We start from the raw sequence: 25062 nt of genomic DNA, 5'->3' as shown, positions 1-25062 counted from the left end.
AGTGATTATGATTAAGGCTACACAAAAACAGCCACCAATTTTTGGAAGAAATTCTTCTTCCCGTTTGTGTTCTTGCGACCTTTCAAAAATACAAAGCGCTTAAACTGCAGCCATCTCTCATACACTTTCAGTTTCTTTTCAGGGATGGGTGCTTTTTTGCTCTTCTCCTCCTTTTCGGGATCGTACAACATACCTGTGCAAAGGCAGTGTTTGCGATTTGTACGCATCAAAATATCATAGTTGATGCAACTCTGACATCCTTTCCAAAACTGTTCATCATCGGTAAGTTCCGAAAAAGTAACAGGTTTGTAACCCAACTCGGAGTTAATCTTCATTACTGCCAGCCCGGTTGTTAAACCGAATATTTTTGCATGGGGATACTTCTCGCGGGAAAGTTCAAAAGCCTTTTTCTTGATATCCCGGGCCAAGCCTTGGCCACGGAAACTATCTGCAACAATTAAACCGGAGTTGGCCACAAACTTATCGTGACCCCATGACTCAATATAACAGAAACCGGCAAACTCCTCCCCGGCAAGCGCAATAATGGCTTTGCCCTCCACCATCTTCAGACGCACATATTCAGGATTCCGCTTGGCAATACCTGTTCCCCTCACCTTTGCCGCCTCAGCAATCGTATGCAGTATCACATCCACATAAGGCAGATGCTTTTCTGAAGCAATATGAATTGTTACTTCGTTGTTCATTTATGACTAATAATAATTGTCCTGGTTTTTAAATATACTAACGGGCGTTGTGCGTCCGATTACAAAACTATCTTGTCTCCAATTCCCGGCACAAACAGGGAAAGTGAATCTATAACCTCTTCGCGTGACACACTTTCACGACTGATGATTAAAATTGTGTCATCACCTGCAATGGTTCCCAATATTTCAAAAGGGCCATGACTATCAATAACGGAGGCTACGCCATTTGCAAACCCGGGGCGGGTTTTCATAATAGCCAGGTTGCCTGAAAACTCAATTGAGAGAATACCACTAAGCGGAAACTCTTCGTGGGTAACCACCGGCTCGTCCTGGTCGTTGCTATCAGGCAATACATATACATACCCACCATCCTGATCAGGTTGTTTGGCCACTTTCAGAGCCTTTAAATCGCGCGACAAGGTAGCCTGAGTGGTTTTAAAACCTCCCTTCTCCAACAGTATCAATAAATCTTCCTGACTCCCCACTTTGTGGTTTTCGATCAGGTTTACGATGGCATTAAGCCTTTGAGTTTTAATCTTCATAACCGAAGATTCTGTATTAATTAGTGATTACAAATTGTTTACAGGTAAACGTCCTGAACCGGATAATCATTTTTTCAAGATACTCAATTTTCACGAGTGAATAAATATTCGGGAAAAGTGCAAAATTATGCAAAAAATGGCATTTCAAAAAGAAAAGACCCATTTTTTTAATTTATTAGTAAAAATAGATGTTATTCATCCCAAACCAGAATCGAAATCAGACGCTTTTAAATGCTTTACAGATGCGCCATTTGAAATATTTATTCATAAAATATGCAAAAACATCACGCAGGATGCTGATTTTTGGTCAAAGATGATGTAAATTTGCAACCCGGAGAGAATACAATTGGTAATCTTGTAATTAAACATAGCTCAACAATGAAGAAAGACGTAAAAAAGGTGGTCATCCTTGGCTCAGGCGCGCTTAAGATTGGGGAAGCCGGTGAGTTTGACTATTCCGGATCACAGGCCATTAAAGCCTTAAAAGAAGAAGGCGTTTACACGGTATTAATAAATCCCAATATTGCCACCGTACAGACCTCGGAAAAACTGGCCGACAAGATTTACTTTTTACCAGTTACCCCATATTTTGTTGAGCAAGTATTTAAGAAGGAGAAGCCAGATGGACTTCTCCTTGCTTTTGGTGGTCAGACCGCACTGAACTGTGGAGTGCAGCTCTTTGAGCAGGGGCTTCTGGAAAAATACAATGTGGAGGTGCTGGGCACACCAGTAAAATCGATCATCGACACGGAAGACCGTGAGATATTTGCGGGCAAACTGGCCGAAATTGATGTAAAAACACCCAAAAGCATTGCCGTTACCAGCGTAAACGATGCGCTAAAAGCAGCAGAAAAAATTGGTTACCCCATTATAGTTCGTGCTGCATATACCCTTGGCGGAATGGGCAGCGGTTTCTGTTCCGGCCCTGAAGAGCTTAAAATGCGAGCCGACAACGCCTTCTCCTACTCAGGACAGATTCTTGTGGAAGAGTCGCTCAAAGGATGGAAGGAAGTGGAGTACGAAGTGGTGCGCGATGCCTACAACAACTGCATCACGGTATGTAACATGGAAAACTTTGACCCGCTGGGCATCCACACCGGCGAGAGCATCGTGGTAGCACCATCTCAAACATTGAGCAACTCAGAATATCATAAGCTTCGTGAACTGGCAATTAAGATTGTGCGTCACATTGGCATCGTAGGCGAATGTAACGTTCAGTATGCACTTGATCCCTACTCCGAAGATTACCGCGTGATTGAAGTGAATGCCCGCTTGTCGCGCTCAAGCGCGCTGGCATCAAAAGCCACCGGCTATCCACTGGCTTTTGTGGCTGCAAAACTTGGCCTCGGGTACGGTCTGCATGAGCTTAAAAACTCCGTAACAAAAGTTACATCGGCATTTTTTGAGCCTGCATTAGATTATGTGGTTTGTAAAATACCACGCTGGGACCTTAACAAATTCACAGGCGTATCGCGCCAGATTGGTTCCAGCATGAAAAGCGTGGGCGAAATCATGGCCATTGGTCGTACTTTTGAAGAGGTTATCCAGAAGGGCTTGCGCATGGTGGGTCAAGGGATGCACGGATTTGTTGGCAACCAGCCGCTAAAAGATAAGGATGTACGCACCGAACTCACCGAACCAACCGACCAACGCATCTTTGCAATAGCCGAAGCGCTTGAACAAGGCATGAGCGTGGACGAGATCCATGAACTTAGCCGCATCGACCGCTGGTTTCTTGAGAAACTAAAGAACATCACCGACCTGAAAAACAAACTTGGTGAATACCAAACCCTGGAGAGCCTGCCGGATAAACTTTTAATTGAAGCCAAAAAACTTGGCTACTCCGACTTCCAGATTGCCCGGACGGTGTTAAAAACATCCAACCTGAAAATGGAAGAAGGCCTGTTAGAGGTGCGTGCCCACCGAAAAAGCAGAAACATCCTTCCCATTGTGAAACAGATTGACACCATGGCGGGTGAATTTCCGGCGCAGATCAATTACCTGTATATGACCTACAACGGCAGCACGCACGATGTAGAGTTTGAAAAGGACGGACTTTCGGTGGTGGTACTCGGCTCAGGCGCATACCGCATCGGGAGCAGCGTGGAGTTTGACTGGTGTAGTGTGAACGCAGTTGAGACTGTGAATGAGCAAGGTTTCCGTTCGGTAATGATTAATTACAATCCCGAAACTGTATCCACCGACTATGACGTATGTAGCCGACTTTTCTTTGACGAACTTACGCTGGAACGCGTACTTGACATCGTGGATCTGGAGGCTCCCAAAGGGGTGGTCATCTCCATGGGCGGGCAGATACCCAACAACCTGGCCATGCGCTTACACCGTCAGAATGTGCCCATATTGGGAACTTCGCCGGAAGATATTGACAGAGCAGAGAACCGACAGAAATTCTCCTCACTGCTCGACGAGCTTGGCATTGACCAGCCCAGATGGAACGAACTGACATCGATAGAAGACATCTATGCTTTTGTTGACGAGGTAGGATTCCCGGTCCTGGTAAGGCCTTCGTACGTGCTGTCAGGTGCTGCCATGAACGTGGTGAGTAACCGTGACGAACTTCAGCACTTTCTGGAACTTGCTGCCAACGTGTCGAAGCAATACCCGGTGGTGGTGTCCGAATTTATTGAGCAAGCCAAAGAGATTGAAATTGATGCCGTGGCCTGTAACGGCGAAGTAATAGCATACGCCATCTCGGAGCACATCGAGTTTGCAGGTGTGCACTCGGGCGATGCCACCATTGTGTTCCCACCGCAGAAGCTCTATGTGGAAACCATTCGTCGCGTAAAACGCATCACACGCAAAATTGCGGCTGCTCTGAACATTTCCGGTCCATTCAACATGCAGCTGTTGGCAAAAGACAACGACATTAAAGTAATTGAGTGTAACCTGCGCGCATCACGAAGTTTCCCATTTGTATCAAAGGTGCTTAAGGTCAACTTTATCGACATAGCCACCCGTGTAATGCTTGGCCTTCCGGTAGAAAAACCCAACAAGAGTCTTTTCGAACTTGATTACGTGGGCATCAAAGCCCCACAGTTCTCGTTTGCACGCCTTCAAAAGGCCGACCCGGTGCTGGGTGTTGACATGGCATCCACCGGCGAGGTGGGTTGTATTGGCGACAACATTCACGATGCGGTGCTTCAGTCCATGCTATCGGTTGGATACCGCATCCCCAAAAAGAATGTGTTGATTTCGTCGGGCCCATTGCGCGACAAAATTGAGTTGCTATCGGCCGCGCGAATGCTGATGGAGAAAGGTTACAACCTTTTTGCCACAGGCGGTACACACAAATTCTTCCAGGAAAACGGTGTTGAAACCACCCTGCTTCACTGGCCCGACGAGCCGGAAAAGAGCCCCAACACCATGGAGTATATCCGCGATAAAAAGCTCGATTTGGTTGTGAACATTCCAAAGAACCTCACCAAGGGTGAATTGAAGAACGGCTACCAGATACGTCGCAGCAGCATCGACTTTAACATCCCGCTCATCACTAATGCTAGGTTGGCAAGTGCCTTCATCAATGCATTTTGCAAAATGAGTATGGATGACATCTCCATAAAAAGCTGGGACGAGTACAAATAGTCTCCAATCGACATAAAATAGAACTCCGGGAACAAGCGCTCATTTGAAGCTGTTCCCGGAGTTTTTATTTGTCCGCCAAGGTTTAGGCTACCATAAATGGTGCACTTCGTTGCGGATGTATCGGTTATAGATATTGTTGATTTCGTTGACTTTTTCAGGGGTAAGCGACGGAAAATCATAAACCGACAAGTTAGAATCCACATGCTCCACCTTTGATGCACCGGGAATGATACAACTCACGGCGCTGTGCTGTAAAATCCATCGCAGCGCAACCGGCGCCAAATTCTTAACATCTGGAAAGAGCGCTTTAAGCTCATCCACAGCAGTTAATCCAAGGTCATAATTGATGCCAGAGAAAGTCTCGCCCTTGTCAAATGCTTCGCCGTTGCGGTTAAAGGTGCGGTGATCGCCGGGAGTGAAAGTTGTCTGCCTGTTAAATAGTCCGGTGAGTAAGCCACTGGCCAAAGGCACTCTTACAATAATACCTACATCGCGCTTTACGGCTTCGCCAAAGAAAAGCTGCGCCGGGCGCTGACGGAAAACATTAAAAATTATCTGTACCGTAGTCACATTGGGAAACTCGATGGCTTTGAGACCCTCCTCTACCTTCTCCACACTCACGCCCAAATTGGCAATTTTGCCTTGCTCCTTCAATCTGTCAAACATCTCGAAAATCTCAGGCCGATAATACACTTCTGTGGGCGGGCAATGCAGCTGAATCAGATCAAGCCTCTCCAGTCCCGTGCGACGAAGGCTGTCCTCCACAAACTGTTGCAACACTTTTGGTTGATACGCTTCATTTACGTGAGGGTTGATCTGTCGTCCGCATTTGGTGGCCACGTAAACCTTCTCAGACCTGGAGCGTACCACGCGCCCCACAGCCTTCTCGCTCAGACCATTTTCATATACGTCGGCGGTATCAATAAAATTCACTCCCCTGTCGATGGCTGTATTGATGATTTTATCAGCCGAAGCATTGTCAAATTCTGAACCCCATTTGCCACCAACCTGCCACGTACCTAACGAGATTTCAGACACATTGAATCCGGTCTTCCCGAGTTTTCTATAATTCATATCAATAAGTTTAAAATATTTCGATCAGGATAAAGGTAGAAATAACGTTTTTTCTTACCAACTTAGGCTGCCTATTCAAATGCAATGAATAACCTAAACACTTCGATTATTTCAACATCCACTTTACACTTACTGCACAATGGTCGGAAAGAGGCATGGTGGCATACCCACCCTGATGCGCATCCTGCCAGGTAACATCGCTCCCCTCGACAAAAGACCTGTTGGAAAAAATGTAATCGAGTTTTCGGTTCCAGAAACCGTTACCATCCACAGTGTGTGTAAAGTAGGGAACATTGTCTGCCTGATAAACAGTGAGCGGCACAGCAGAATGGAAACGCTCATAAAAAGGTATTAACCAATCGCTTTCGGCAGAGTAATCGTCGGCATCAAACTTTCCGGGTGGACATACAGAGTCAGGAAAACCCTTCACTTTAGTAGTTCCGGGAGGCAATGCATTCAAGTCTCCGCCAAGAATAAAGGCCTCACCAGCATCATCCAGTTCCACAAGGCGGTTAAAAATCTGGTCGAGTTGTCGTTTTTTGGTTCCATCGGCAGCATAGGGTTCTGTGTGTGTGGTTAGCAAAGTGACCTGCCCGCCATTGATATCCATGGTGCATTCGAGCAAGCACCGTTTTAGGTAGAAATACCTGACCAAAGGATTTTGCTCTTTTATTAAAGGCAGAGCAATGCGTCGGGCATCGGAAAGTGGCCATCTGCTGAGTATTGCCACCCCCGAATTCATCCGCCCCAACCCATTAGAAGGGATGAATGAGGCTTTCCATTGAGACGCATAAACACCATAATTGAGATGCGTATGGTTGAGCAACCACTCCAATTGCTCCACAAATGCCGAACGTTTGCTATCCACATCAATCTCCTGAATAAACAACAGATCGGGCTGGGTGGCATTTAAAAAATCGGCCACATCCGTAAGATGCCGAATCACCTCATCCTGTGACATCACCACCCGGTCGCCAAAGCAGTCAAAAAAGAAATCGATGCGTCCACCTCCAAATTTTACGTTCCACGTCATCACGTGCAGGGTATCCGGGACATCAGGCACATTCACAGTTTGTGCAGTACGGTACAAAACATCGGACTCCTTGTGTTTGGTGCCAAATGGATCGCAGGAAGCCAGCAACACCAAGGCCAGTATTGCTACAAATGGAAGCCAAAAGTTGTGCATAGATAGTTGAATAATTTTCAGGACATCAAAAAGACTCTTTGAAGGTGCTCAAGCCACTCTGGCTCTAACAACTAATCATCATTTTAAAATATGGTCGCAATCACAAGCAATTTCATAAAAAAAACAGACAAAAAAAAGGGCTGATGCATAAGCACCAACCCTCTTTCACAACTATAACTAACCCTTAAATTAAAGCGTAACACCGGTTTTAAAGATGGCAATTTCGCGGAATCCACTTTTCTCGTGGTTAAGTTTCTCTCCGTTGGCCACTTTAATCACATACTGAATAAAATCTTCGAGCAACTCGTCCATGGTTTTGCCTTCAAGCAACTGCCCTGCGTTGAAATCGATCCAGTTCTTCTTTTTATTGTAAAGATCCGAGTTGGTCGAAATCTTCATTGTAGGCACGAAACTACCAAATGGCGTACCACGGCCGGTGGTGAAAAGCACCAACTGGCATCCGCTGAAACCAAGCGCTGAAGCAGCCACAAGGTCGTTGCCGGGGGCCGACAGCAGGTTTAAGCCATTTTTACGGATTGGTTCGGCATATTTAAGCACATCTACCACAGTTGCAGTACCGCCTTTTTGCGTACAACCCAATGATTTGTCCTCCAGGGTAGAGATACCGCCGTCCTTATTTCCGGGCGATGGGTTCTCATAGATGGGCAGATTGTGTTTATTATAGTAATCCTTAAAATCATTGATGAGGCTTACGGTTTTCTCAAAAACCTCCTTATTGATGGCGCGCTCCATCAGGATGGTTTCTGCGCCAAACATTTCAGGCACCTCTGTGAGGATGGTAGTACCACCCTGCGCCACCAAAAAGTCGGAGAAGGCACCCACAAGCGGGTTGGCAGTTATGCCTGAAAATCCATCGGAACCGCCACACTTAAGACCTACTTTCAGTTCAGAAACTGGCACTGCTTCGCGCTTATCCTGACGCATGATGGCGTAAATCTCTTTGAGCATGGCCAATCCGGCTTCCACTTCGTCCTCCACCTCTTGAGCCACCATGTAGCGAACGCGACTTTCATCGTAATCGCCAATAAACTTTTTAAGATGTTTGATTTGGTTGTTCTCGCAACCAAGTCCAATCACCAGTACACCTCCGGCGTTGGGATGATTTATCACATCGGCCAGCGCCTTTTGCGTGTTCTCGTGGTCGTCGCCCAACTGGGAACAACCGTAGCTATGTTTGAAAACTTCAACACTGTCGATGTCTGTCGGGTTCATCTCGCGCACAAAACGGTCGATGATTTGCTGAGCCTGTCCGTTAACACATCCCACGGTGGGAACTATCCAGAGTTCGTTACGAATGCCAACCTTGCCGTTTGACCGCTTAAAGCCGTTAAACGTGAGGTCTCTCTTACCATAACGCAACTGATTCAACTTTTGGTTGAAGGAATAAACCAGGTTACCCGACAAGTTTGTTTTTAGGTTGTGCGTATGCACATGTTTTCCAACAGTAACCTCCTGGGTGGCATGACCAATAGGCGCCCCGTACTTTATCACATCTTCACCCTGCCCAATGGTTTTGAGCGCCACCTTGTGTCCAACCGGAACGTCATCCACCAGATTAAGCTGGTAATTTCCTACTTCGATGCGCTCACCGGCCTTGCCTGCCTCGAGACAAACAGCCACGTTGTCGTTGGGGTTTACCAATAAAAATTTAGCCATGGTATTATCTTTAAATTGACGCGGGTTTTCCGCGAATCTACACTGTTATTGAACCATCAAATGGCAAGGCAGAAAGAAAAGGACAACACACCAATAAACTGTCGCCAGAAAAACAAAAACCCCTTCTTTCTGCCTTGTTTGCCATTCAATTAGGTTTAAGACATTTTCATGAGCGGGTTATTGGGATTAAGCACCCCTTTTACCGCCTTTTTCATTCCAACCTGCTGAATCAGGAAAAGGTAATGACTTACCGAGATGGTGAGGTTTGGCACCTCGTTGAGGTCACGTTTCCAAACCTTTTCAAGCTTCAACACCTTTTCAACCAGCTGATAGATTGAGATTGGGCGTCCATCGCAGGCAGCCCAGGCCTCCTGATAAAAGTCGAGAATCCACTGGTCATCCTGAACAGGATACTTTTGCCCGTCGGCTTCTCCTTTAAAGTAGGCAATCATTGCCGCAAGCGAGAAAACCAACTTTTGTGGCAACATGCCATGATTCTCGTAATAGTTTAACAACGTTGGGAGGTTTCTTGTTTCCCATTTCGACATGGCATTAAGCGCGATGCTTTGCCATTGGTGACGGATATATGGATTTCTGAAACGCTCGAGAATTTTTTTGGCAAACGATTTAAGCTCCTCCTCGGTGCCATCCAGCACAGGTAACACCTCATCGTAAACCAGGTCGCGCATGAAAGCTCCCGTATCCAAACTTTCAAATGCCTCACGCACAGTATCTATGCCACTAAGAAAAGAAACCGCATAGCTACCGGTATGACATCCGTTAAGCACCTGAACTTTTTGCTCGCGATACTTGGTCATATCTTTAACAAACTTCACGTCGAGCCCGGCTTTTTCAGCAGGAAACTCACTCTTCACCCACTCGGGAGCCTCAATCACCCAGAAGTGAAAATATTCGCCCACTACCACCAAATTATCTTCAAAACCAAGTTCTTCCTGAATCTGTTTGATGTCATCCTTTGGGAATCCGGGCACAATGCGATCGACCAAAGTGCTACAGAAGCAGCAACATTCATTCACCCAGCTGATAAACTCCTTCTCGAGTCCCCAATTTCCAGCATGCTGAAGCACGAACTTCTTCAGGATATCGCCATTTCGGTCGATCAACTCACAAGGGAAAAAAATCAAACCTTTTGAAGCATCGCCACTAAAAGCTTTGTAACGCTTATAGAGTAAAGCAGCCACTTTGCCGGGGAAAGAGTTCTGAGGGGTCATATCCAGCTTGTCATTAGCATCCCAGCTAATACCGGCTTCGGTGGTGTTAGAAACCACAAATCTCAGATCGGGATTAAGAATTGACTGCTCATATTTCTCATACTCGGTATATGGATTGATACCGGCATTGATACAGTCGATGAGCGTGTACTCCTGAACCGGTTGCCCATCTTTAATTCCTTTCAGATACACATGATAGAGGCCATCCTGGTCGTTAAGCATGTTGACCATGCCATTTGCCAGAGGCTGAACCACATCCACGCCTGCATTAAAGTCGATGGTTTTGTTCATCTTGTCAACAATCCAATCGGTAAATGCACGCAAAAAATTCCCTTCACCAAACTGCAATATCCTTGTGGGATAAACATTTGCAGCAGTTGCTGTCTGACGATTTAATTTCATTTCTATTCTCTGTTTATGATGTATGTGTGTTTTTCTGCAATATACAAAATCCATTTTCAGCCCCGTTATCGATAACGCCCAGAAGAAATCAACCATATTCTGTTATGCTGCGCTCAGATACTTAAACCATCACGTTGGCAAAACGCGCCATTCTGTCACCAACTAAAAAACGCTCTATCTGAACTTTAGCCGCCACCTCAATAAAACGTGAGACCAAAAGACTCTCTGCTTGCTCAAACGCCTTCGCGATTAAAGATTGCAATCTCAAAACAGGATTTTGTACTACAAAGATATAATCAGATTAGTGATTCGTGAATTATTTCGTGCAAAAAATAATCAGGTTAATATTTCTTAACAACCGACTCAAAAACAAAGGCTCTACAATTCAATACTTTACAGCCATTATTCAACTTAAGAAATTTACCGTTCTCGCACACGGTAAAAAACACGGAAAAACAGGACAGAAAAATCTTAAAACTGCGACTATAAACCATTATGAAAGGATTAAGCGCGTTGATAAAGTTATAGAGTGCATCAAGCGAACTTTCAGAAAGTGGATTGCAATGATGTTTAACTACAAGAGTGGCAATTCAAGCAAGCCCAAGCATCACACGAAGCTTGTCGGCCACCTGTTCCATAAGCCATTGGGGCGTAGAAGTAGCACCACACACCCCAATTTTCTGAGGTCTGGGTGTCAGCATGTTCTCATTTATATCGGTAAGAGAGGAGATATAAAATGTTCGGGGATTCACTTTTTCACAAACCGTGAAAAGCACTTTCCCGTTGCTACTGTGCTCCCCTCCCACAAAAAAGATAACATCGTAATTGGCGGCAAAAACTTTAAGGTGTGGAACCCTGTTGCCTACTTGTGCGCAGATGGTTTTATGTGTATGAAAGGCTACCCCAGGCACTAATTGATTGCGGATGGCAGCTTCCATTCTTTCCAGACCTTCATAACTCATGGTGGTTTGTGCAAATAGCACTGTCGGTTTACTCTTATCAATCAACGCAAGGTCAAACTCGGTTTGAACCACAAGTGCCTCGCCATTAGTCTGGCCTACAAGACCAATAACCTCGGCATGACCTTGTTTTCCATAAATAACCAGCTGACCGCCTTCGAGACGCAACTGCTGCCAGGCATCGCGCACGCGTTGCTGCAACTTAAGTACAACCGGGCATGTGGCATCAACCACCTTTTTACCCGCCTGCCGCATGGCATCATAAGAAGAAGGCGGCTCACCATGGGCACGAAAAAGTACCGTATCCTCCTGAATTGCACCTGCATTTGAAAGGCTTACAGACTGCATCCCCATTTGCTTCAATCGGTTAATCTCCTCATCATTGTGCACAATATCGCCCAAAGAGGCCAACGCTGAACCCTTCTGCATTTCACTTTCGGCCAATTTCACAGCACGCGAAACGCCAAAACAAAATCCCGATTTGGAGTCAATCTCAATGAGAACCGAAGGTTGTTGTGATGAAGCTTTAACCATACTGCATAAACTTACCGATTATTTAGCCATCCCCCTTCAATCAACCTATCCATCACCCATTGCAGTTGATCTTCACGGGTAAGATGGCTATTATCCAGCACCTGCGCATCATCAGCTTTTCTCAACGGGCTTTCGGCGCGCGTGCTGTCAATGTGGTCACGACTTATAACGTTCTGCAGAACACTCTCAAAGTCCACCTGCTCACCTTTTTGCGTCATTTCATCAAACCGGCGCTTAGCACGTATCTCAGGTGATGCAGTCATAAAAATCTTTAGCTCGGCATTGGGAAAAACTACAGTGCCGATGTCTCGACCATCAAGCACCACGCCGCCCTGCTGTCCCATCTCCTGCTGAAGCTGTACAAGACGTTTCCGCACAAATGACAATGCGCTGATGGCACTCACGTGGTTGCTAACCTCCAGCGAACGTATGGCCGATTCTACGTTTTCACCGTTCAGGTAAGTCACCACATTGCCAGATAAAGAATCTCTTTTTAGCTGAATGTGAATATCATCAATGGAAGCCGCAAGTTTATCCGTATCAATGAAACCCTCCTGAATAATACCATTTTGCAATGCATAATAGGTGACGGCGCGGTACATTGCTCCAGTGTCGATATAAGTAAGATTAAATTTTGCGGCAATCTCCTTTGCCACGGTACTTTTGCCACACGATGAGTGACCATCGATGGCCACGATAATCTGGTTTATGTTTTTACTCATAGTTCTGATGCTAATTCAAATCAGGAGGTTAAAAAATATGGTGCAAATCTGCCCAAAAAGATTGGTGCCTGGAGTATTCCACTAAAGTCTGTTTAATCAAAAAATGGAAATATGTTAGAATTTCAGCGGGTTAGATGACGCCTAAAAACTCACAGCCATATTAAACATATTCATCTCACATAAAACCAAATACTACAAGCCAGACTGCCAAACAAGCTACAAAGGTAAAAAAAACCAACCAGTGAAAAATTGATTTCCGCCAAATTAAAAGGACGAGAGGTTGGTGGTAATGGAAAAGTGATTTGATGAGCCACCCAAATGGTAACGACCCGAGCCGTAAGAAAAGTTGAATTTGGATATTTTAAATCCAAACCCCCATGTATAACCTACGGTTGAGGTTCGGCTTTCGACTCTAAGCTCTTGCCTGCGGCGGGGGTTCACCCCTGCGGCCACATAAAAATTGTTGGTTGGCACAAATTCAACACCAAGGGTCAGATACTTTACCATCTTATCGAGCAAGTCATCATCGTTTGAACCATCACCAAAAACCACTCTGTTGTTACCCGAATCCGGAATGTCATAATCGAGTGAGCCTGACAACAAATCCTGCACGGTCATCGAGAATCTGAATGGCGCGTGCTCGAGCTTATATGAAACGCCAAGTTGCAAATCGGGTGACAAATTTTCAAGCGGGCCATCATGGTATGAAGTAAGTTGACGGCCAAAGTTACGAATCACCATACCGTAGGTGAATAAGCCATTGGGGTTGCGATAAAAGAGCCCCCCATCCACAGCAATACCCCAAGAGTCATAAGCTTCCAAACGACTGTAGAGAGGCTTTACAGAGAAGCCAGCAGTCCATCGCTCCGACAGCGGGCGGCTATAAGTTATCTGCATGACTGATTCGCCGGCAGAAAAAGTGCCGGTGATGATACCGGACTCATCGGCAGCTACAAAAGAACCATATCCAACGTGAAGAAATCCCAACGCAAAAGTACCCACACCCTCAAAATCCCATGCAATGCCACCAAAGCCATAGTTTATGTCGGCCATATAGGGCACATAGCTTAACGATACATTACGCGAAAATCCGGAGTTAAGCATTGCCGGGTTGTGAATGAGCATCGATAAATCATGTCCATCCAAACCAACCTGGTTACCGCCCAGGGAAGCCATGCGAGCCGAATGTGTAAGATGAAGGATTCCAAACAATGATTCACCTCCTCGCTGTGCTACTGCCTGAGTAAGTGAAAACACCAGCAAAAGGATGGTATATAGAAACTTATTTTTCAATGTGGCTATTAATTGTTTACAAAATCGATGCGACTACACAAATTGATTAACGACAAAAATAAAATTTCATTGTCAACAAGCCCACTTAAAGATTGGAATATTTCTTCTTCAACCCATCTACAACCTGTAAAACAGCCGGACACACCAAAGTGTTGCGGTAGGTGAGGTTAAGAATCTGGTGAAATCTTTTGCGGTCGGTATGCGGATATTCACGACAGGCTCTGGGACGGTCCTCATAAATGAGACAATAGTTATCGGGCAACAAAAACGGGCAGGGAGCCTCCCTGAACACATAATCGCCATCCTCGTCCAGTCTGAGAAACTGTTCTATCAACTGGGAAGGCCTTAATCTCAACCGCTTGGCAATGCGGTCGATGTCACGATCTATGAGGATGGGGCTTGTGGTTTTGCAACAGTTGGCACATTGCAAACAATCAAGCTTTTCAAAAACCGCTATGTGCAAGGATTCAGCCGTGAGATCCAAATCAGCAGGCTTTTTCTTTCTCAACTTCTCGAGAAACAATTTGTTCTCACGCGCTTTGTTTTGTGCTTCAGATTTAAACTGCTGCAAAAATCCATCGTCTTTTTCCTTTTCTTTCATACCGGAGGGCAAAGATATTGATAAGATAACTTCGGTGCAAAGATATCCACACAGCTAAACACCATCACTCAACACCAGCCGACTATACATTAAAACTTCAGGCAAACCGGCATAGACACTTCGAGGCGATGCCCTGACGGCCTTAGCATGCCTGTTTCGGCATCGCGGTGAAGCACAACCACACTGTTTCCGTTCTGATTGGCTACGAGTAAAAATCTGCCATTTGGATCGATGGTGAAATTGCGAGGCCAATTGATGCCTTCGCTCACATCGCCACGATGGCGAACATTTAAATCATCCCCATCAAACACCTGAAAAATCACAATTTTATCGGCACCGCGCACTGAACCATACAAAAAACGGCCATCGGGAGAGAAATGAATGTCTGCTGCTGAATTGCCATTGTCATGTTCATCGCCCAACAGACTTACCGTGCTGTGATAGATGGTAAAAGCGCCACGTTCATCCTTAAGGTAAAAGTCGATGGTGAGATTTAACTCATTTATCACGGCCAAAATTTTCTCTTGCGGATGCACAGCAATATGTCGTGGTCCGGCACCGGGAGCAGCCACCAGCTCACCTGCCGGCACAAATGTATCAGCCACTCTTTCATAAATCATCACTTTATCGATGCCCAAATCGGCAGCATAGACAAATCGCCCTTCCTTATCGGCCACAATGGCATGCGCATGCGGAGCTTCCTGACGTGCCGCATTGGCACCTGAACCAACATGCTTAAACACAGCAACCTCATCAATAAAACGTCCTTTGTTATTAAACGACACAAAAGAGACATCGCCCGATACATAGTTGGCAATGGCAAGCATCTCTTTACCTACAATGCTTACATAGCATGAAGCGAGTGCACCGGTGGCCAAACTATCTGCCAGTTCCCAGCTACGCCCCCGATGCAGGCTGTAGAGATTTGGCTTATTGTTGGTATGTTCGCTAACGGCAAACAGTAGCTTCCCATTCGCATCAAGCGTTAAAAAACTTGGATTGTCAACAGATGCCAACAATTGGAGATTGTCAGCCTTGCCACTCACCGTATCAAACCGGGCCATATAAATACCCTCCGAACTGCCGGAAGTGTATGTGCCAATATATAGAGGCACAGTAGTATCCTGAACTTGCGATGAGCCGCATGAAGCAACAAAGCCAACCAAAAGAAGCATACTAAAGAGATAACAAATTTTGCACATCATACAATGGTTTTTGTGTGATTTAAACTGCGCCAGACAACCGCTGATTAAAGCTAACTTTCAAACAGTAAAGCATATCATCGACTAATCTGGCCGAGCATCATTTTATACAATAATCAAATGAAGAAAACAGACATAAATTAAACAGCTTCATACTGTTTCCAGAAAATTAAATTGCGTAAATTTAACACACTAAAAAGAATCTGCGACACAAAACACCGATACAATTAAATCCAACCCAATGCCAGACAAAAAAAGTATTGCCATTCATCACTTTTTTAACGGTTACAACTGCAGCCAGTCAGTTGTGGCAGCTTTTGCCGACATATCTGATGTGCCCAAGGAGAAACTATTAAAACTTGCATGTGGTTTTGGCGGAGGTATGGGCAGATTGGGCGAAACCTGTGGGGCAGTTACCGGCGCCTATATGGTAATTGGCTTAAAACATGGGCAAGAAGCTCCGGACGATGGCAACTCGAGGGAATGCACCTACACCCTCGTTCAGAACTTCGAAACCGCTTTCAAAGCCAGACATCATACCACATGCTGTCTGGAACTATTGGGATGCAGCCTTCGAACACCGGAAGGTCAAGAAAAATTTAAAGACGAAGACTTAAAAAATAAAATTTGCTCACCCTGCGTCGAAAGCGCTGTCGGCATTCTTGAATCCATACTATAAATCAATTCACAGCCACACACCACAAAATTAACTCCGGATATGAAAACGTTACTCATTATCGTCATTATAGCTATTGTTGTCATCGTTGCATTTTTTGCCTATTTCGATGTATTCAAAAAAATTGAAGTCAAACGTCTGCCAGCGGGTGGTGAAATTTTCGTTTACGAAGAGGTAACAGGCGACTACAAGCAAACGCCTGAGGTGATGGATAGAGTTTACTATGACTTGTTAAACAATTTCCATATTGAAACCTTCAAAGGCTGTGGTATTTATTATGACAATCCTCGAACCACCTCAAAAGAGAAACTGCGATCGCACATCGGATGCATCATTGAAACGGCTGACAGCGCGCTACTCGCTTCAGTAGGTGAGAAATATAAAATTGAAATAATTCCGCATGGTGACTATCTCGTCACTGAGTTTTCTTACAAAGGCGCCCTTTCGGTGATGGTAGGCATCTTTAAAGTTTATCCGGCTATGCTGAGATTCTCCCAAAAACATGGCTACAACGAAGAGACGCGGGTTACCGAGATCTACGACATACCGGCTAAACGGATTGAGTACAGAAAGGACATCTTATAATAAGACGAATGGTGTAAACTGTCAACACACTCACGTTCCCAGAGACTTAGAATAACTTCTCGCCATTTTCACTTCGGACAGAGTATGCTGCAAATTGACCAATATTGAATTATAGGTTACAGAAAACTCTCAATTAAGTATCCTATTACCGAAATAATTATTTATTTTGCGACTCGAGATGCTGCTGTAAAACAGCCTTAATAATCGGGATTTTTTCCTATTTTGCTTAAAAAAATCAATTCATGTCCATATTTAAACGCATTTTTGATTTTTTCATACACGGATTTAATAAAATGACCGAGTGGATTCACTCCATCTGGGTTACTGCTGCAGCAATACACACCAGTGTGCTCATCGGTAGCCTGCACCTTCGATATCCGATAAAACCAATGTTTATCCCTGGTACTGATGGAGCCAATTGTTTCATTAAAAATTCAACCAATCCTTAAATCTTTATACAATGCTTGAGAACATTGACTTTACACTAGTTGACTGGTCGCGCGGGCAATTTGCGCTCACGGCTATGTTTCACTGGGTGTTTGTACCACTAACTCTGGGTTTGGCTTATATGCTGGCCTTCATGGAGACCATTTATTACAAAACCGGCGATGAAGAGTGGAAAAGAATCACAAAATTCTGGATGAAACTCTTCGGCATCAACTTCGCCATTGGTGTGGCCACCGGTATCATCCTCGAATTTGAGTTCGGAACAAACTGGAGCAACTACTCCTGGTTTGTGGGAGATATTTTTGGCGCTCCACTCGCCATCGAAGGTATCATGGCCTTTTTTCTGGAGAGTACTTTTATTGCAATAATGTTTTTTGGGTGGGACAAAGTGAGTAAGCGCTTCCACCTTACGGCAACCTGGCTCACAGCTATTGGGGCAAGCCTCTCGGCGGTCTGGATTTTGGTTGCCAATGCCTGGATGCAGAACCCTGTGGGCACCATGTTCAACCCCGAAACAGTGCGTAATGAGATGGTCAACTTCTGGGCCATTCTGTTTTCTGAGACGGCCGTAAACAAGTTTTTGCATACTATCACATCCGGATTCGTACTGGCAGGCTTGTTTGTTATAGGTGTCAGCAGCTGGTTTCTGATTAAAAAGCGCGAACAGCTTTTTGCCAAACGGAGCATTGTAATAGCCTCGGTATTTGGGCTTATCAGCACATTGTTTCTGATTGGCACGGGTGATAGCTCCGCCAAGGAGATAGTAAAAACACAGCCCATGAAGTTTGCAGCCATGGAGGCGCTTTACGAGGGACGCACCAATGCCCCGCTTGTGGCCTTTGGAGTGCTTAAGGGAAAAGACCTGCACAAACATCTGGATGTGGACAGTCATGCCGAGTTCTGGTTAAAAGTTGAGATTCCATCGATGCTTTCATTTCTGGCTTATGGCGACCCAAACAGCTATGTAGCGGGCATTAAGGACCTCATCATGGGCAACGAAGAGCATGGCATTATGCCATACCGCGAAAAAATTCGTCGCGGTTATGAAGCGCAGCAAATGCTTTCGGCTTACAAAGAGGCTCAAAAGGCAGACCCTAACGGTGAAGAGTTTCAACTTTTACAGGCTAAGTTCAGGGATCAGGACTTCATCGACAATTATTTCAGATATTTCGGCTACGGCAGTTTCTATGATCCCGATCCGGTTCAGCTTGAGAAAAATGCCTTTAAAATGGTGCCTCCCATTTCCCTTACCTTTTATGCTTTTCACATAATGGTAATCCTGGGAGGTTATTTTCTTGTCTTGTTTGCCGTTTTCCTGTTTCTGGTGATGCGCAATCAATTACATACCAAGACCTGGCTACTCTGGACCGCCGTATGGAGCATACCATTGGCTTATGTAGCCTCCCAATCGGGCTGGATAGTAGCCGAAGTGGGTCGTCAGCCTTGGGTTGTTCAGGATCTGATGCCCACAATGACCGCAGTGACACATATTGATGCAAAGGCTGTAATGATCACCTCATTCTTGTTTGCAGCCATCTTCGTAATATTGTTCATCGCAAAAATCAAGATTATGGTAACGCAAATTAAAATAGGACCCAAAAAAAAGGAGGACCCAAATAATGTTTGAAACACTATCGCATCTTGCATTACAACAATATTGGTGGATGATTGTATCCATCCTTGGTGCAGCACTCGTTTTCCTAATGTTTGTTCAGGGCGGCCAAACACTTTTCTTATCCTTGGGAAAAACGGAAGTTGAACGCACCCTTCTCATTAACACGCTTGGACGCAAGTGGGAGTTCACGTTTACCACGCTTGTGGTATTTGGAGGCGCCATGTTTGCATCGTTCCCGCTCTTTTACAGCACCAGTTTTGGTGGCGCCTATTGGGTATGGATGATGATTCTGTTCGCCTTCATCATACAGGCTGTTTCGTACGAGTTCAGGTCGCGTCCGGGGAATTTCCTTGGTGCACGCACCTATGAGGTATTTCTCTTTATCAATGGTGCGGTAGGCACTTTTCTTCTGGGTGTAGTGGTGGCCACATTTTTCACCGGCTCACCATTTTCAATAAACGAGTACAACCAGTCGCGTTGGGAAGCCTCCTCAAGAGGGCTTGAATTACTGCTAAACCCACACAACCTTTCGCTGGGACTGGCGGTGCTGTTTCTGGCCCGCACGCTGGGATTGCTCTATTTCAAAAACAGCGTGGACGAACCTGCTCTGGAGCAACGAATCACCAAATCACTTTGGCAAAATGCCATTCCGTTTGTGGTGTTTTTCCTGACATTTGTGATTTGGCTGATGTTTAGCGAAGGATATGCCATCAATCCGGAAACTGGAGAGATATTTATGCAGGCAAACAAGTATTTCCTGAACTTCATCGAAATGCCTGTTGTGCTTATCCTTTTCCTGATTGGAGTTGTTCTGGTGCTTTACGGCATTGGCCTATCCTTGTTAACGCCAACATCCAATGGCATCTGGTTTACAGGCCCCGGTGTAATTCTGACAGTATTTGCTTTATTTCTGGTAGCAGGATTCAACAACACGGCATTTTATCCATCAAGCTATGACATTCAAAGCTCCATAACCATCATGAATGGCTCATCCAGCCATTTCACACTAACTGCAATGAGCTATGTTTCGCTGATGGTGCCTTTTGTGATTGCCTACATTTGGTATGCATGGCGCGCTATCAATAAGCAAAAGATAAGCAAGGAGGAGCTCACATCTGGTGACTCTCATATTTATTAACGTACAAACCAAGCCAAATGAGTTATTTAACAGCATTGATATGGTATTCTGTCTGGGGAGTGGTGATTGTAGCCGGATATTATGCATCGGCCTGGGCCATCCGTTATTTTGACAGAAAGTGGAAAGAGGTAACGGAAGCAGAAGAAAAAGCTTCACAGAACTGATATGTAAGTATAATACGAGCCCTGAAAATTTCAGGGCTTATTTTTGTCTACTTCACAAACATCAATATGGCAGAGTAGAGCACATAAACAGGTATTATTATTGCCAGACCACCTACTCCCAACCAAGCCAAAGCCACCAGAGAAACAAGAAGCAATAGATAACGATTCTGATTTCCGCGCCAACCAAAGCTCTTAAATTTGAGTGAGAACATGGGAATTTCGCTGACAAGCAATGCCGAAAAAAGGGCTACCAATCCTAACACAACCCACATATTGGTAAAGATAAGCACCCATCCATCGGCACCGTAAACAAGATAAACCAGTGATACGGTGAACATACCGGTTGCTGTGGTTGTAAGGCCTATAAAGTTTTCGGTTTGGCGTGTGTCGTTATTGAATTTTGCCAATCGAAGTGCGGCAAAAACGGTGAGTATAAATGGCAACAGCAGTATCAGTTGTTGCGTTTGGCTCAACGCAAAAAACAACCCACCCCAAACACCGGTGAAATAAAAGTGTAACATAGAAGATAATACCGCAGCCGGCGCCAGACCAAAGCTGATTAAATCGGCAAGTGAATCCAAATCTTTGCCTATATCGCTGTATGCTTTTAACAATCGGGCGGCGAATCCATCCATAAAATCGAACAATGCTGCCAAAAGAATGCACCAGGCAGTTAAGTCGGGTCTGCCTGCAATTGCCAGATATGTGCCAACAGCACCTAGAAACAAATTTGCACTGGTAAGCGCATTGGGGATGTAACGAGTGATTCGCATGATTCAGAATATTTGCTACAAAACTAATGGTTTATGATTAAATTATCCGAAACAGTGCATGTTTTATATCTTCAGCCCACCAATTATATGGAAAATAAGCAGTGAATTAATACGAAAGAAAAGTTGCCACATGATGAAAAATGACATTTGCGCATTTTCGAAATCAGCCTTTTCAGTATCTTTACAAACATCTAAAACATACGCTATGCTAATTCAATGGAATCAGGATCTTTCGGTAAGAAACGAAAACCTGGACAAAGAACATCAAAAATGGATAACCATCCTGAATAACTTCTACGATGGATTGATGATGAGCAAGTCAAAAGAAAAACTCGAAGGACTGGTGCAGGAGATGCTGGATTACACCAACTATCATTTTGCCAGCGAAGAAGCCTTCATGCGCTCCATCAACTATCCTGATCTGGCCGACCATCAAGAGAAACACGCCTTTTACATTGACAAACTCACCGGGTTTCAGGAAAAAATTAAAGAGGGCAAATTAATACTCTCACTTGAGGTAACCAACTTCTTAAAAACCTGGCTCATCAACCACATTAAAGGCGTTGACCAACAATATGCAAATTTCGTGGATGGCAAATAGCCATCCATTTTTTTTAATATAATAGTAATATGATACAGTGGAACAACGAATTCAGCGTTAACAATGACGCCATCGACAATGAACATCAGTCGCTATTTACAGCACTTAACGATTTTTACGAAGGTCTGCGGCAAAACGCATCCCGTGATAGCATGGGAAAACTGATTGACAACCTTGTGTTTTACACCAAAACACATTTTGCCAACGAGGAGATATACATGCAAAAAATAGGTTTCCCGGGTATTGAAAACCATTTAAACGAACACCGGGAGTTTATTTCAAAAGTGGAAGCGTTTCAGTCAAAAATAAAAGAGGGTAAACTCTTGGTATCTGTTGAAGTAACCAACTTTATAAAGAACTGGATCACCAATCACATCAAGACACAGGACAAACAATACGCTGTCTTCGTGGCCCAAAAGTAACATCGCTTCCGGTTTTAAGAACATTGATAACCATATAAAGGAACACCGGGCATTTGCGGAGAAGGCAGAGGCGTTTTATCAGAAAATATCTGAAGGCAAACTGTTAATCTCGGTAGAAGTGACCAACTTTATAAAAGATTGGATAACCCATCATATCAAAACGGAAGACATGCAGTTTGCACCTGACAAAAACTAAATACCTCAAAAAGATACCCGAACAAAAAACATCTGCAAAAAAACGCCCCTGTCTGGAGTTATCCTTACAGGGGCGCCACTTTTTCAATCATTATTAATGAGGAAACTACTGCAAATCGTTTAGCGAAAGCCAGAAAATGTCGTCATCCACATGAAGTACACGATTGGTTACAAGCCTTATGGTTTTTGGTTTGCCCGGCACCAGGTCAAAATAGTTGTCCGAAGCAAACACATCGGCATAAGGGGTGTCTACAAATAAGTTGCGCACCAATACACTTGACGTGAATGTAAGGGTGTATCCATCAGTCGTTTTTTCTATGCTTGAAGATATTTTGGCAGAGGGCAAAACCATCTCCTTCGGCTCACAGAAATAGACAATATTGTCGGCTAAAGTTTCAGCGCCCTCCTTTAATTCTATATGTGCAAACACCGAATTAAGTGCAAAATGCTGCTTTAGCTCCTGCAATCCACTCTCCATCACCACAGCAGATGTGTTGGCCTCTATTTTTACAGGTTGATTGATGGAGTGAATTTCCCGGCCGCTGAAATCCATCAGGCGAACATGCAGCCTTGCATTCCCCACGGATGTAAGCCTGTCGCTCACCACAAAAATTCGCGCATGATCATCTTTCACCTCAACCGAAACAATTATCTCTTCATTGGCTTTGCGAACGGCATAGTGCGCAGCTTTCCAACGGCCATAATAGTCAACTGTGGCCCATGATATGGTTGGCCAACTGTCGTTTAACTGCCAATAAAGAGATCCCATGCAATGGGGCATATTACGTCGGTGTGCTTCAATGGCTGTGCGATAACATTTTGCATGCAGCAACTGGCTCACGTAAACAAAATGCTCGAAACTATCCGGCACGTTGTAATATCGACCCATATATCTCTTAATCATATCGTTGCCATCAAAACCAGGGGCGATATAAGACATTGCTCCACGTTGGCGATGACGCATCACCTGTGAGTTCATATCCCAATCACCTTCCACTGAAAAGTCACGAATGGTATGCATACCGGGAAATGCCTGAATGCCATACTCACTTACAAAGCGGGGCAAATTCTCACCGTATGCCGAAAAAGGCTTTTCTCCAAACCAGATTGTCCAGTCGTGCTCATCACCCGATTTGCGGTCGGCCAATCCATTACCGTGAGAAGACGGAGATGATGCCCAGTAGCTGTTTTTGGGATCATACTTAGCCACCACTTCGGGTAAAATCTCATAAAAAATGCGTTCATAAGTACGCCACATAAACTCGCGAACATCAGGCGCATACATATCCTTCCAACCCCAGTCAAACCAGCCGTGCAGGTTCTCATTGTTGCCACACCAAAGAGCCAGACAGGCATTGTTGCGCAATCGCTTTACGTTATATTCTGCTTCCTTACGGATGTTGTCAAGATGTGCCTCATCACCTGGTTGAAGGTTACAGGCAAACATAAAATCCTGCCAGATTAAAATACCGTTTCGGTTACACAGCTCATAAAAGTAATCCTCTTCATAAATGGCGCCACCCCAAACGCGTAACATATTCATATTGGCATCCACGGCATCCTGAATCAATCGTTTGTATCGCTCAGGGGTAACAGATGGCGTTAACGTTTCGGAAGGAATCACGTTGGCACCCTTCATAAACACCGGGACACCGTTCAGTTCAAAATAGAAACTACGACCAGCCTCGTCAGGCTCCTGCACCAGATGTAAAGTGCGCACACCATAAGCGAGGTTATACCTGTCGGCCACGAGGTTAACACCCTCCAGACTGAAAGTAAAATCATACATATAAGCTTCGCCAAGACCATTTGTCCACCACAAGCTGGGATTTTTAATGTCAAAATCGAAGTTGAATTCATTAATGCCCTTGTCGAGGCTTAATTTTTGTTTTACACCTGATGACTTGCCGTTGATTAATAATGACAACGTGTATCGACCGGGAACTTCCACATCAACCGTTGCTTTACCGGAAAGCGATGCCAGCTCTTTAGAAACAGCGCGTGTTTCTATGTACACATCCTGAATTATCGCATCGTGCCAGGCTTTTAGCTTTACCGGGCGCCACACTCCGGAAGTAACCAAGCGAGGTCCCCAATCCCATCCATAGTGAAATGGGGCCTTTCGGGTGAATACACTGGTACGCTCATTAACAGGCGCCTGCTCGTTAATTGAGGGAATCAGATAGTCCAGCGCTTGTAGCTTGGTCAATCCACGCTGCACCGGCGAATGGAAATAAATCTTCAGTTCATTTCTACCAGCCTGAACAAATTCTTTCACATCTACCTGCCAACCCACAAACATATTGTCGGCCTCAAGAATCAGATTGTCATTAAGGTACACATCTGCATAAGTATCCAAACCATCGAAGTGCAGTTCAAGCCGGTTGTTCAACAAAAGAGACTCCTCAACATCGAAGGCAGTTTTATAAATCCAGTCTTCCTTCTCAATCCACTGCACATCATTCTCGTTCAAACGGTAGTGAGGGTCGTCAATCACCTCATTGGCCATCAGGTCGGTATGTACTGTACCAGGCACCGAAGCAGGCATCCAATGCTCTGTCCCTGATTGTGCGAAAGTCCATCCTTCGTTTAATTCAATCACCACAGGCGTTTGGTCTGACATTTTTGTGCAGGACACCATAATTGATAAAATTAGAAACACAAAAAAATGTGTAATTGTGATTTTCATATAGATTAAAATTTGGTTGTTGTAAC

Annotated in this window: 24 protein-coding genes; 10 read left to right on the top strand and 14 right to left on the bottom strand. The window is 44.8% G+C overall.

What is annotated here, in order from left to right; all coding sequences use genetic code 11:
- Positions 1-17 precede the first annotated feature (17 nt).
- Positions 18-704 (bottom strand): GNAT family N-acetyltransferase, encoded by a 687-nt coding sequence (locus ALKIM_RS0110650; RefSeq protein ID WP_026474635.1) that lies wholly within the window; start codon positions 702-704, stop codon positions 18-20.
- Positions 705-763: 59 nt separating this feature from the next.
- Positions 764-1246, bottom strand: a complete 483-nt coding sequence (locus ALKIM_RS0110645; protein ID WP_026474634.1) for an arginine repressor — start codon at positions 1244-1246, stop codon at positions 764-766.
- A gap of 136 nt (positions 1247-1382) precedes the next feature.
- Between ALKIM_RS0110645 and ALKIM_RS0110640 the strand changes: the two genes are divergently transcribed.
- Together ALKIM_RS0110640 and carB are read left to right on the top strand one after the other, a co-directional pair.
- Complete coding sequence (locus ALKIM_RS0110640) at positions 1383-1568, top strand: hypothetical protein (RefSeq protein WP_157363892.1); 186 nt, start codon at positions 1383-1385, stop codon at positions 1566-1568.
- 56 nt (positions 1569-1624) lie between these two features.
- Complete coding sequence (gene carB, locus ALKIM_RS0110635; RefSeq protein ID WP_026474632.1) at positions 1625-4849, top strand: carbamoyl-phosphate synthase (glutamine-hydrolyzing) large subunit; 3225 nt, start codon at positions 1625-1627, stop codon at positions 4847-4849.
- An 87-nt stretch (positions 4850-4936) separates the two neighbouring features.
- Here carB and ALKIM_RS0110630 read toward each other — a convergent pair whose 3' ends face one another.
- The 10 genes from ALKIM_RS0110630 to ALKIM_RS18265 form a co-directional block, all read right to left on the bottom strand.
- Positions 4937-5923 carry an aldo/keto reductase gene (locus tag ALKIM_RS0110630; RefSeq protein ID WP_026474631.1) on the bottom strand — a complete coding sequence of 329 codons (987 nt, stop codon included), beginning with the start codon at positions 5921-5923 and terminating at the stop codon, positions 4937-4939.
- A gap of 106 nt (positions 5924-6029) precedes the next feature.
- Positions 6030-7109, bottom strand: a complete 1080-nt coding sequence (locus ALKIM_RS0110625) for an endonuclease/exonuclease/phosphatase family protein (RefSeq protein WP_044117885.1) — start codon at positions 7107-7109, stop codon at positions 6030-6032.
- Positions 7110-7298: 189 nt separating this feature from the next.
- Positions 7299-8786 carry a UxaA family hydrolase gene (locus tag ALKIM_RS0110620; protein WP_026474629.1) on the bottom strand — a complete coding sequence of 496 codons (1488 nt, stop codon included), beginning with the start codon at positions 8784-8786 and terminating at the stop codon, positions 7299-7301.
- A 155-nt stretch (positions 8787-8941) separates the two neighbouring features.
- Positions 8942-10420, bottom strand: a complete 1479-nt coding sequence (locus ALKIM_RS0110615) for a tagaturonate reductase (RefSeq protein WP_026474628.1) — start codon at positions 10418-10420, stop codon at positions 8942-8944.
- Positions 10421-10541: 121 nt separating this feature from the next.
- Entirely contained in the window at positions 10542-10682 is a 141-nt protein-coding gene (locus tag ALKIM_RS19910) for a hypothetical protein (protein WP_157363890.1), read from the bottom strand.
- Positions 10683-11010: 328 nt separating this feature from the next.
- The gene (locus tag ALKIM_RS0110605; RefSeq protein ID WP_026474627.1) at positions 11011-11913 is read right to left on the bottom strand and encodes a 4-hydroxy-3-methylbut-2-enyl diphosphate reductase; all 903 of its coding nucleotides are present in this window, start codon (positions 11911-11913) and stop codon (positions 11011-11013) included.
- Between the two features lie 11 nt (positions 11914-11924).
- Positions 11925-12635: a (d)CMP kinase gene (gene cmk / locus ALKIM_RS18270; protein ID WP_084555864.1), complete on the bottom strand. Its 711-nt coding sequence runs from the start codon at positions 12633-12635 to the stop codon at positions 11925-11927.
- Positions 12636-12899: 264 nt separating this feature from the next.
- Positions 12900-13928 (bottom strand): type IX secretion system protein PorQ, encoded by a 1029-nt coding sequence (gene porQ, locus ALKIM_RS0110595; protein WP_044117884.1) that lies wholly within the window; start codon positions 13926-13928, stop codon positions 12900-12902.
- Between the two features lie 85 nt (positions 13929-14013).
- Positions 14014-14529 carry a YkgJ family cysteine cluster protein gene (locus ALKIM_RS0110590; protein ID WP_044117883.1) on the bottom strand — a complete coding sequence of 172 codons (516 nt, stop codon included), beginning with the start codon at positions 14527-14529 and terminating at the stop codon, positions 14014-14016.
- An 89-nt stretch (positions 14530-14618) separates the two neighbouring features.
- Positions 14619-15734, bottom strand: a complete 1116-nt coding sequence (locus ALKIM_RS18265) for a lactonase family protein (protein ID WP_084555863.1) — start codon at positions 15732-15734, stop codon at positions 14619-14621.
- A 238-nt stretch (positions 15735-15972) separates the two neighbouring features.
- On the opposite strand from ALKIM_RS18265, the gene ALKIM_RS0110580 reads away from it, so the two are divergent.
- The 6 genes from ALKIM_RS0110580 (at position 15973) to ALKIM_RS20085 (ending at position 20356) form a co-directional block, all read left to right on the top strand.
- Positions 15973-16410: a C-GCAxxG-C-C family protein gene (locus tag ALKIM_RS0110580; RefSeq protein ID WP_026474624.1), complete on the top strand. Its 438-nt coding sequence runs from the start codon at positions 15973-15975 to the stop codon at positions 16408-16410.
- A gap of 39 nt (positions 16411-16449) precedes the next feature.
- Positions 16450-16992 carry a GyrI-like domain-containing protein gene (locus tag ALKIM_RS0110575; protein ID WP_026474623.1) on the top strand — a complete coding sequence of 181 codons (543 nt, stop codon included), beginning with the start codon at positions 16450-16452 and terminating at the stop codon, positions 16990-16992.
- 242 nt (positions 16993-17234) lie between these two features.
- Entirely contained in the window at positions 17235-17441 is a 207-nt protein-coding gene (locus ALKIM_RS0110570; RefSeq protein WP_026474622.1) for a hypothetical protein, read from the top strand.
- An 11-nt stretch (positions 17442-17452) separates the two neighbouring features.
- Entirely contained in the window at positions 17453-19066 is a 1614-nt protein-coding gene (locus tag ALKIM_RS0110565; RefSeq protein ID WP_026474621.1) for a cytochrome ubiquinol oxidase subunit I, read from the top strand.
- Entirely contained in the window at positions 19059-20192 is a 1134-nt protein-coding gene (cydB, locus tag ALKIM_RS0110560) for a cytochrome d ubiquinol oxidase subunit II (protein WP_026474620.1), read from the top strand. Before ALKIM_RS0110565 ends, cydB begins: the two co-directional genes overlap by 8 nt.
- Positions 20193-20209: 17 nt before the next feature.
- A complete protein-coding gene (locus tag ALKIM_RS20085; RefSeq protein ID WP_173400720.1) occupies positions 20210-20356 on the top strand; it encodes a hypothetical protein in 147 nt (48 codons plus the stop codon).
- 47 nt (positions 20357-20403) lie between these two features.
- On the opposite strand, the gene ALKIM_RS0110550 is transcribed toward ALKIM_RS20085, so the two are convergent.
- Positions 20404-21129 (bottom strand): CDP-alcohol phosphatidyltransferase family protein, encoded by a 726-nt coding sequence (locus ALKIM_RS0110550; protein ID WP_026474619.1) that lies wholly within the window; start codon positions 21127-21129, stop codon positions 20404-20406.
- Between the two features lie 205 nt (positions 21130-21334).
- On the opposite strand from ALKIM_RS0110550, the gene ALKIM_RS0110545 reads away from it, so the two are divergent.
- Together ALKIM_RS0110545 and ALKIM_RS0110540 are read left to right on the top strand one after the other, a co-directional pair.
- Entirely contained in the window at positions 21335-21730 is a 396-nt protein-coding gene (locus tag ALKIM_RS0110545) for a bacteriohemerythrin (RefSeq protein ID WP_026474618.1), read from the top strand.
- Positions 21731-21759: 29 nt separating this feature from the next.
- Positions 21760-22152: a bacteriohemerythrin gene (locus tag ALKIM_RS0110540; RefSeq protein WP_026474617.1), complete on the top strand. Its 393-nt coding sequence runs from the start codon at positions 21760-21762 to the stop codon at positions 22150-22152.
- 301 nt (positions 22153-22453) lie between these two features.
- Here ALKIM_RS0110540 and ALKIM_RS0110535 read toward each other — a convergent pair whose 3' ends face one another.
- Positions 22454-25036 (bottom strand): beta-mannosidase, encoded by a 2583-nt coding sequence (locus ALKIM_RS0110535; RefSeq protein WP_157363888.1) that lies wholly within the window; start codon positions 25034-25036, stop codon positions 22454-22456.
- Positions 25037-25062 lie beyond the last annotated feature (26 nt).

The sequence above is a fragment of the Alkaliflexus imshenetskii DSM 15055 genome, assembly GCF_000517065.1.
GTDB lineage: Bacteria > Bacteroidota > Bacteroidia > Bacteroidales > Marinilabiliaceae > Alkaliflexus > Alkaliflexus imshenetskii.
This window is presented reverse-complemented; position numbering and strand designations above follow the sequence as displayed.

What these genes read in the sequence shown, in the direction of transcription:
- ALKIM_RS0110650 (WP_026474635.1), bottom strand. Translation starts at nt 704, where the DNA reads ATGAACAACGAAGTAACAATTCATATTGCTTCAGAAAAGCATCTGCCT.
- ALKIM_RS0110645 (WP_026474634.1), bottom strand. Translation starts at nt 1,246, where the DNA reads ATGAAGATTAAAACTCAAAGGCTTAATGCCATCGTAAACCTGATCGAA.
- ALKIM_RS0110640 (WP_157363892.1), top strand. Translation starts at nt 1,383, where the DNA reads ATGGCATTTCAAAAAGAAAAGACCCATTTTTTTAATTTATTAGTAAAA.
- carB (WP_026474632.1), top strand. Translation starts at nt 1,625, where the DNA reads ATGAAGAAAGACGTAAAAAAGGTGGTCATCCTTGGCTCAGGCGCGCTT.
- ALKIM_RS0110630 (WP_026474631.1), bottom strand. Translation starts at nt 5,923, where the DNA reads ATGAATTATAGAAAACTCGGGAAGACCGGATTCAATGTGTCTGAAATC.
- ALKIM_RS0110625 (WP_044117885.1), bottom strand. Translation starts at nt 7,109, where the DNA reads ATGCACAACTTTTGGCTTCCATTTGTAGCAATACTGGCCTTGGTGTTG.
- ALKIM_RS0110620 (WP_026474629.1), bottom strand. Translation starts at nt 8,786, where the DNA reads ATGGCTAAATTTTTATTGGTAAACCCCAACGACAACGTGGCTGTTTGT.
- ALKIM_RS0110615 (WP_026474628.1), bottom strand. Translation starts at nt 10,420, where the DNA reads ATGAAATTAAATCGTCAGACAGCAACTGCTGCAAATGTTTATCCCACA.
- ALKIM_RS0110605 (WP_026474627.1), bottom strand. Translation starts at nt 11,913, where the DNA reads ATGGTTAAAGCTTCATCACAACAACCTTCGGTTCTCATTGAGATTGAC.
- cmk (WP_084555864.1), bottom strand. Translation starts at nt 12,635, where the DNA reads ATGAGTAAAAACATAAACCAGATTATCGTGGCCATCGATGGTCACTCA.
- ALKIM_RS0110590 (WP_044117883.1), bottom strand. Translation starts at nt 14,529, where the DNA reads ATGAAAGAAAAGGAAAAAGACGATGGATTTTTGCAGCAGTTTAAATCT.
- ALKIM_RS18265 (WP_084555863.1), bottom strand. Translation starts at nt 15,734, where the DNA reads ATGATGTGCAAAATTTGTTATCTCTTTAGTATGCTTCTTTTGGTTGGC.
- ALKIM_RS0110580 (WP_026474624.1), top strand. Translation starts at nt 15,973, where the DNA reads ATGCCAGACAAAAAAAGTATTGCCATTCATCACTTTTTTAACGGTTAC.
- ALKIM_RS0110575 (WP_026474623.1), top strand. Translation starts at nt 16,450, where the DNA reads ATGAAAACGTTACTCATTATCGTCATTATAGCTATTGTTGTCATCGTT.
- ALKIM_RS0110570 (WP_026474622.1), top strand. Translation starts at nt 17,235, where the DNA reads ATGTCCATATTTAAACGCATTTTTGATTTTTTCATACACGGATTTAAT.
- ALKIM_RS0110565 (WP_026474621.1), top strand. Translation starts at nt 17,453, where the DNA reads ATGCTTGAGAACATTGACTTTACACTAGTTGACTGGTCGCGCGGGCAA.
- cydB (WP_026474620.1), top strand. Translation starts at nt 19,059, where the DNA reads ATGTTTGAAACACTATCGCATCTTGCATTACAACAATATTGGTGGATG.
- ALKIM_RS20085 (WP_173400720.1), top strand. Translation starts at nt 20,210, where the DNA reads ATGAGTTATTTAACAGCATTGATATGGTATTCTGTCTGGGGAGTGGTG.
- ALKIM_RS0110550 (WP_026474619.1), bottom strand. Translation starts at nt 21,129, where the DNA reads ATGCGAATCACTCGTTACATCCCCAATGCGCTTACCAGTGCAAATTTG.
- ALKIM_RS0110545 (WP_026474618.1), top strand. Translation starts at nt 21,335, where the DNA reads ATGCTAATTCAATGGAATCAGGATCTTTCGGTAAGAAACGAAAACCTG.
- ALKIM_RS0110540 (WP_026474617.1), top strand. Translation starts at nt 21,760, where the DNA reads ATGATACAGTGGAACAACGAATTCAGCGTTAACAATGACGCCATCGAC.
- ALKIM_RS0110535 (WP_157363888.1), bottom strand. Translation starts at nt 25,036, where the DNA reads ATGAAAATCACAATTACACATTTTTTTGTGTTTCTAATTTTATCAATT.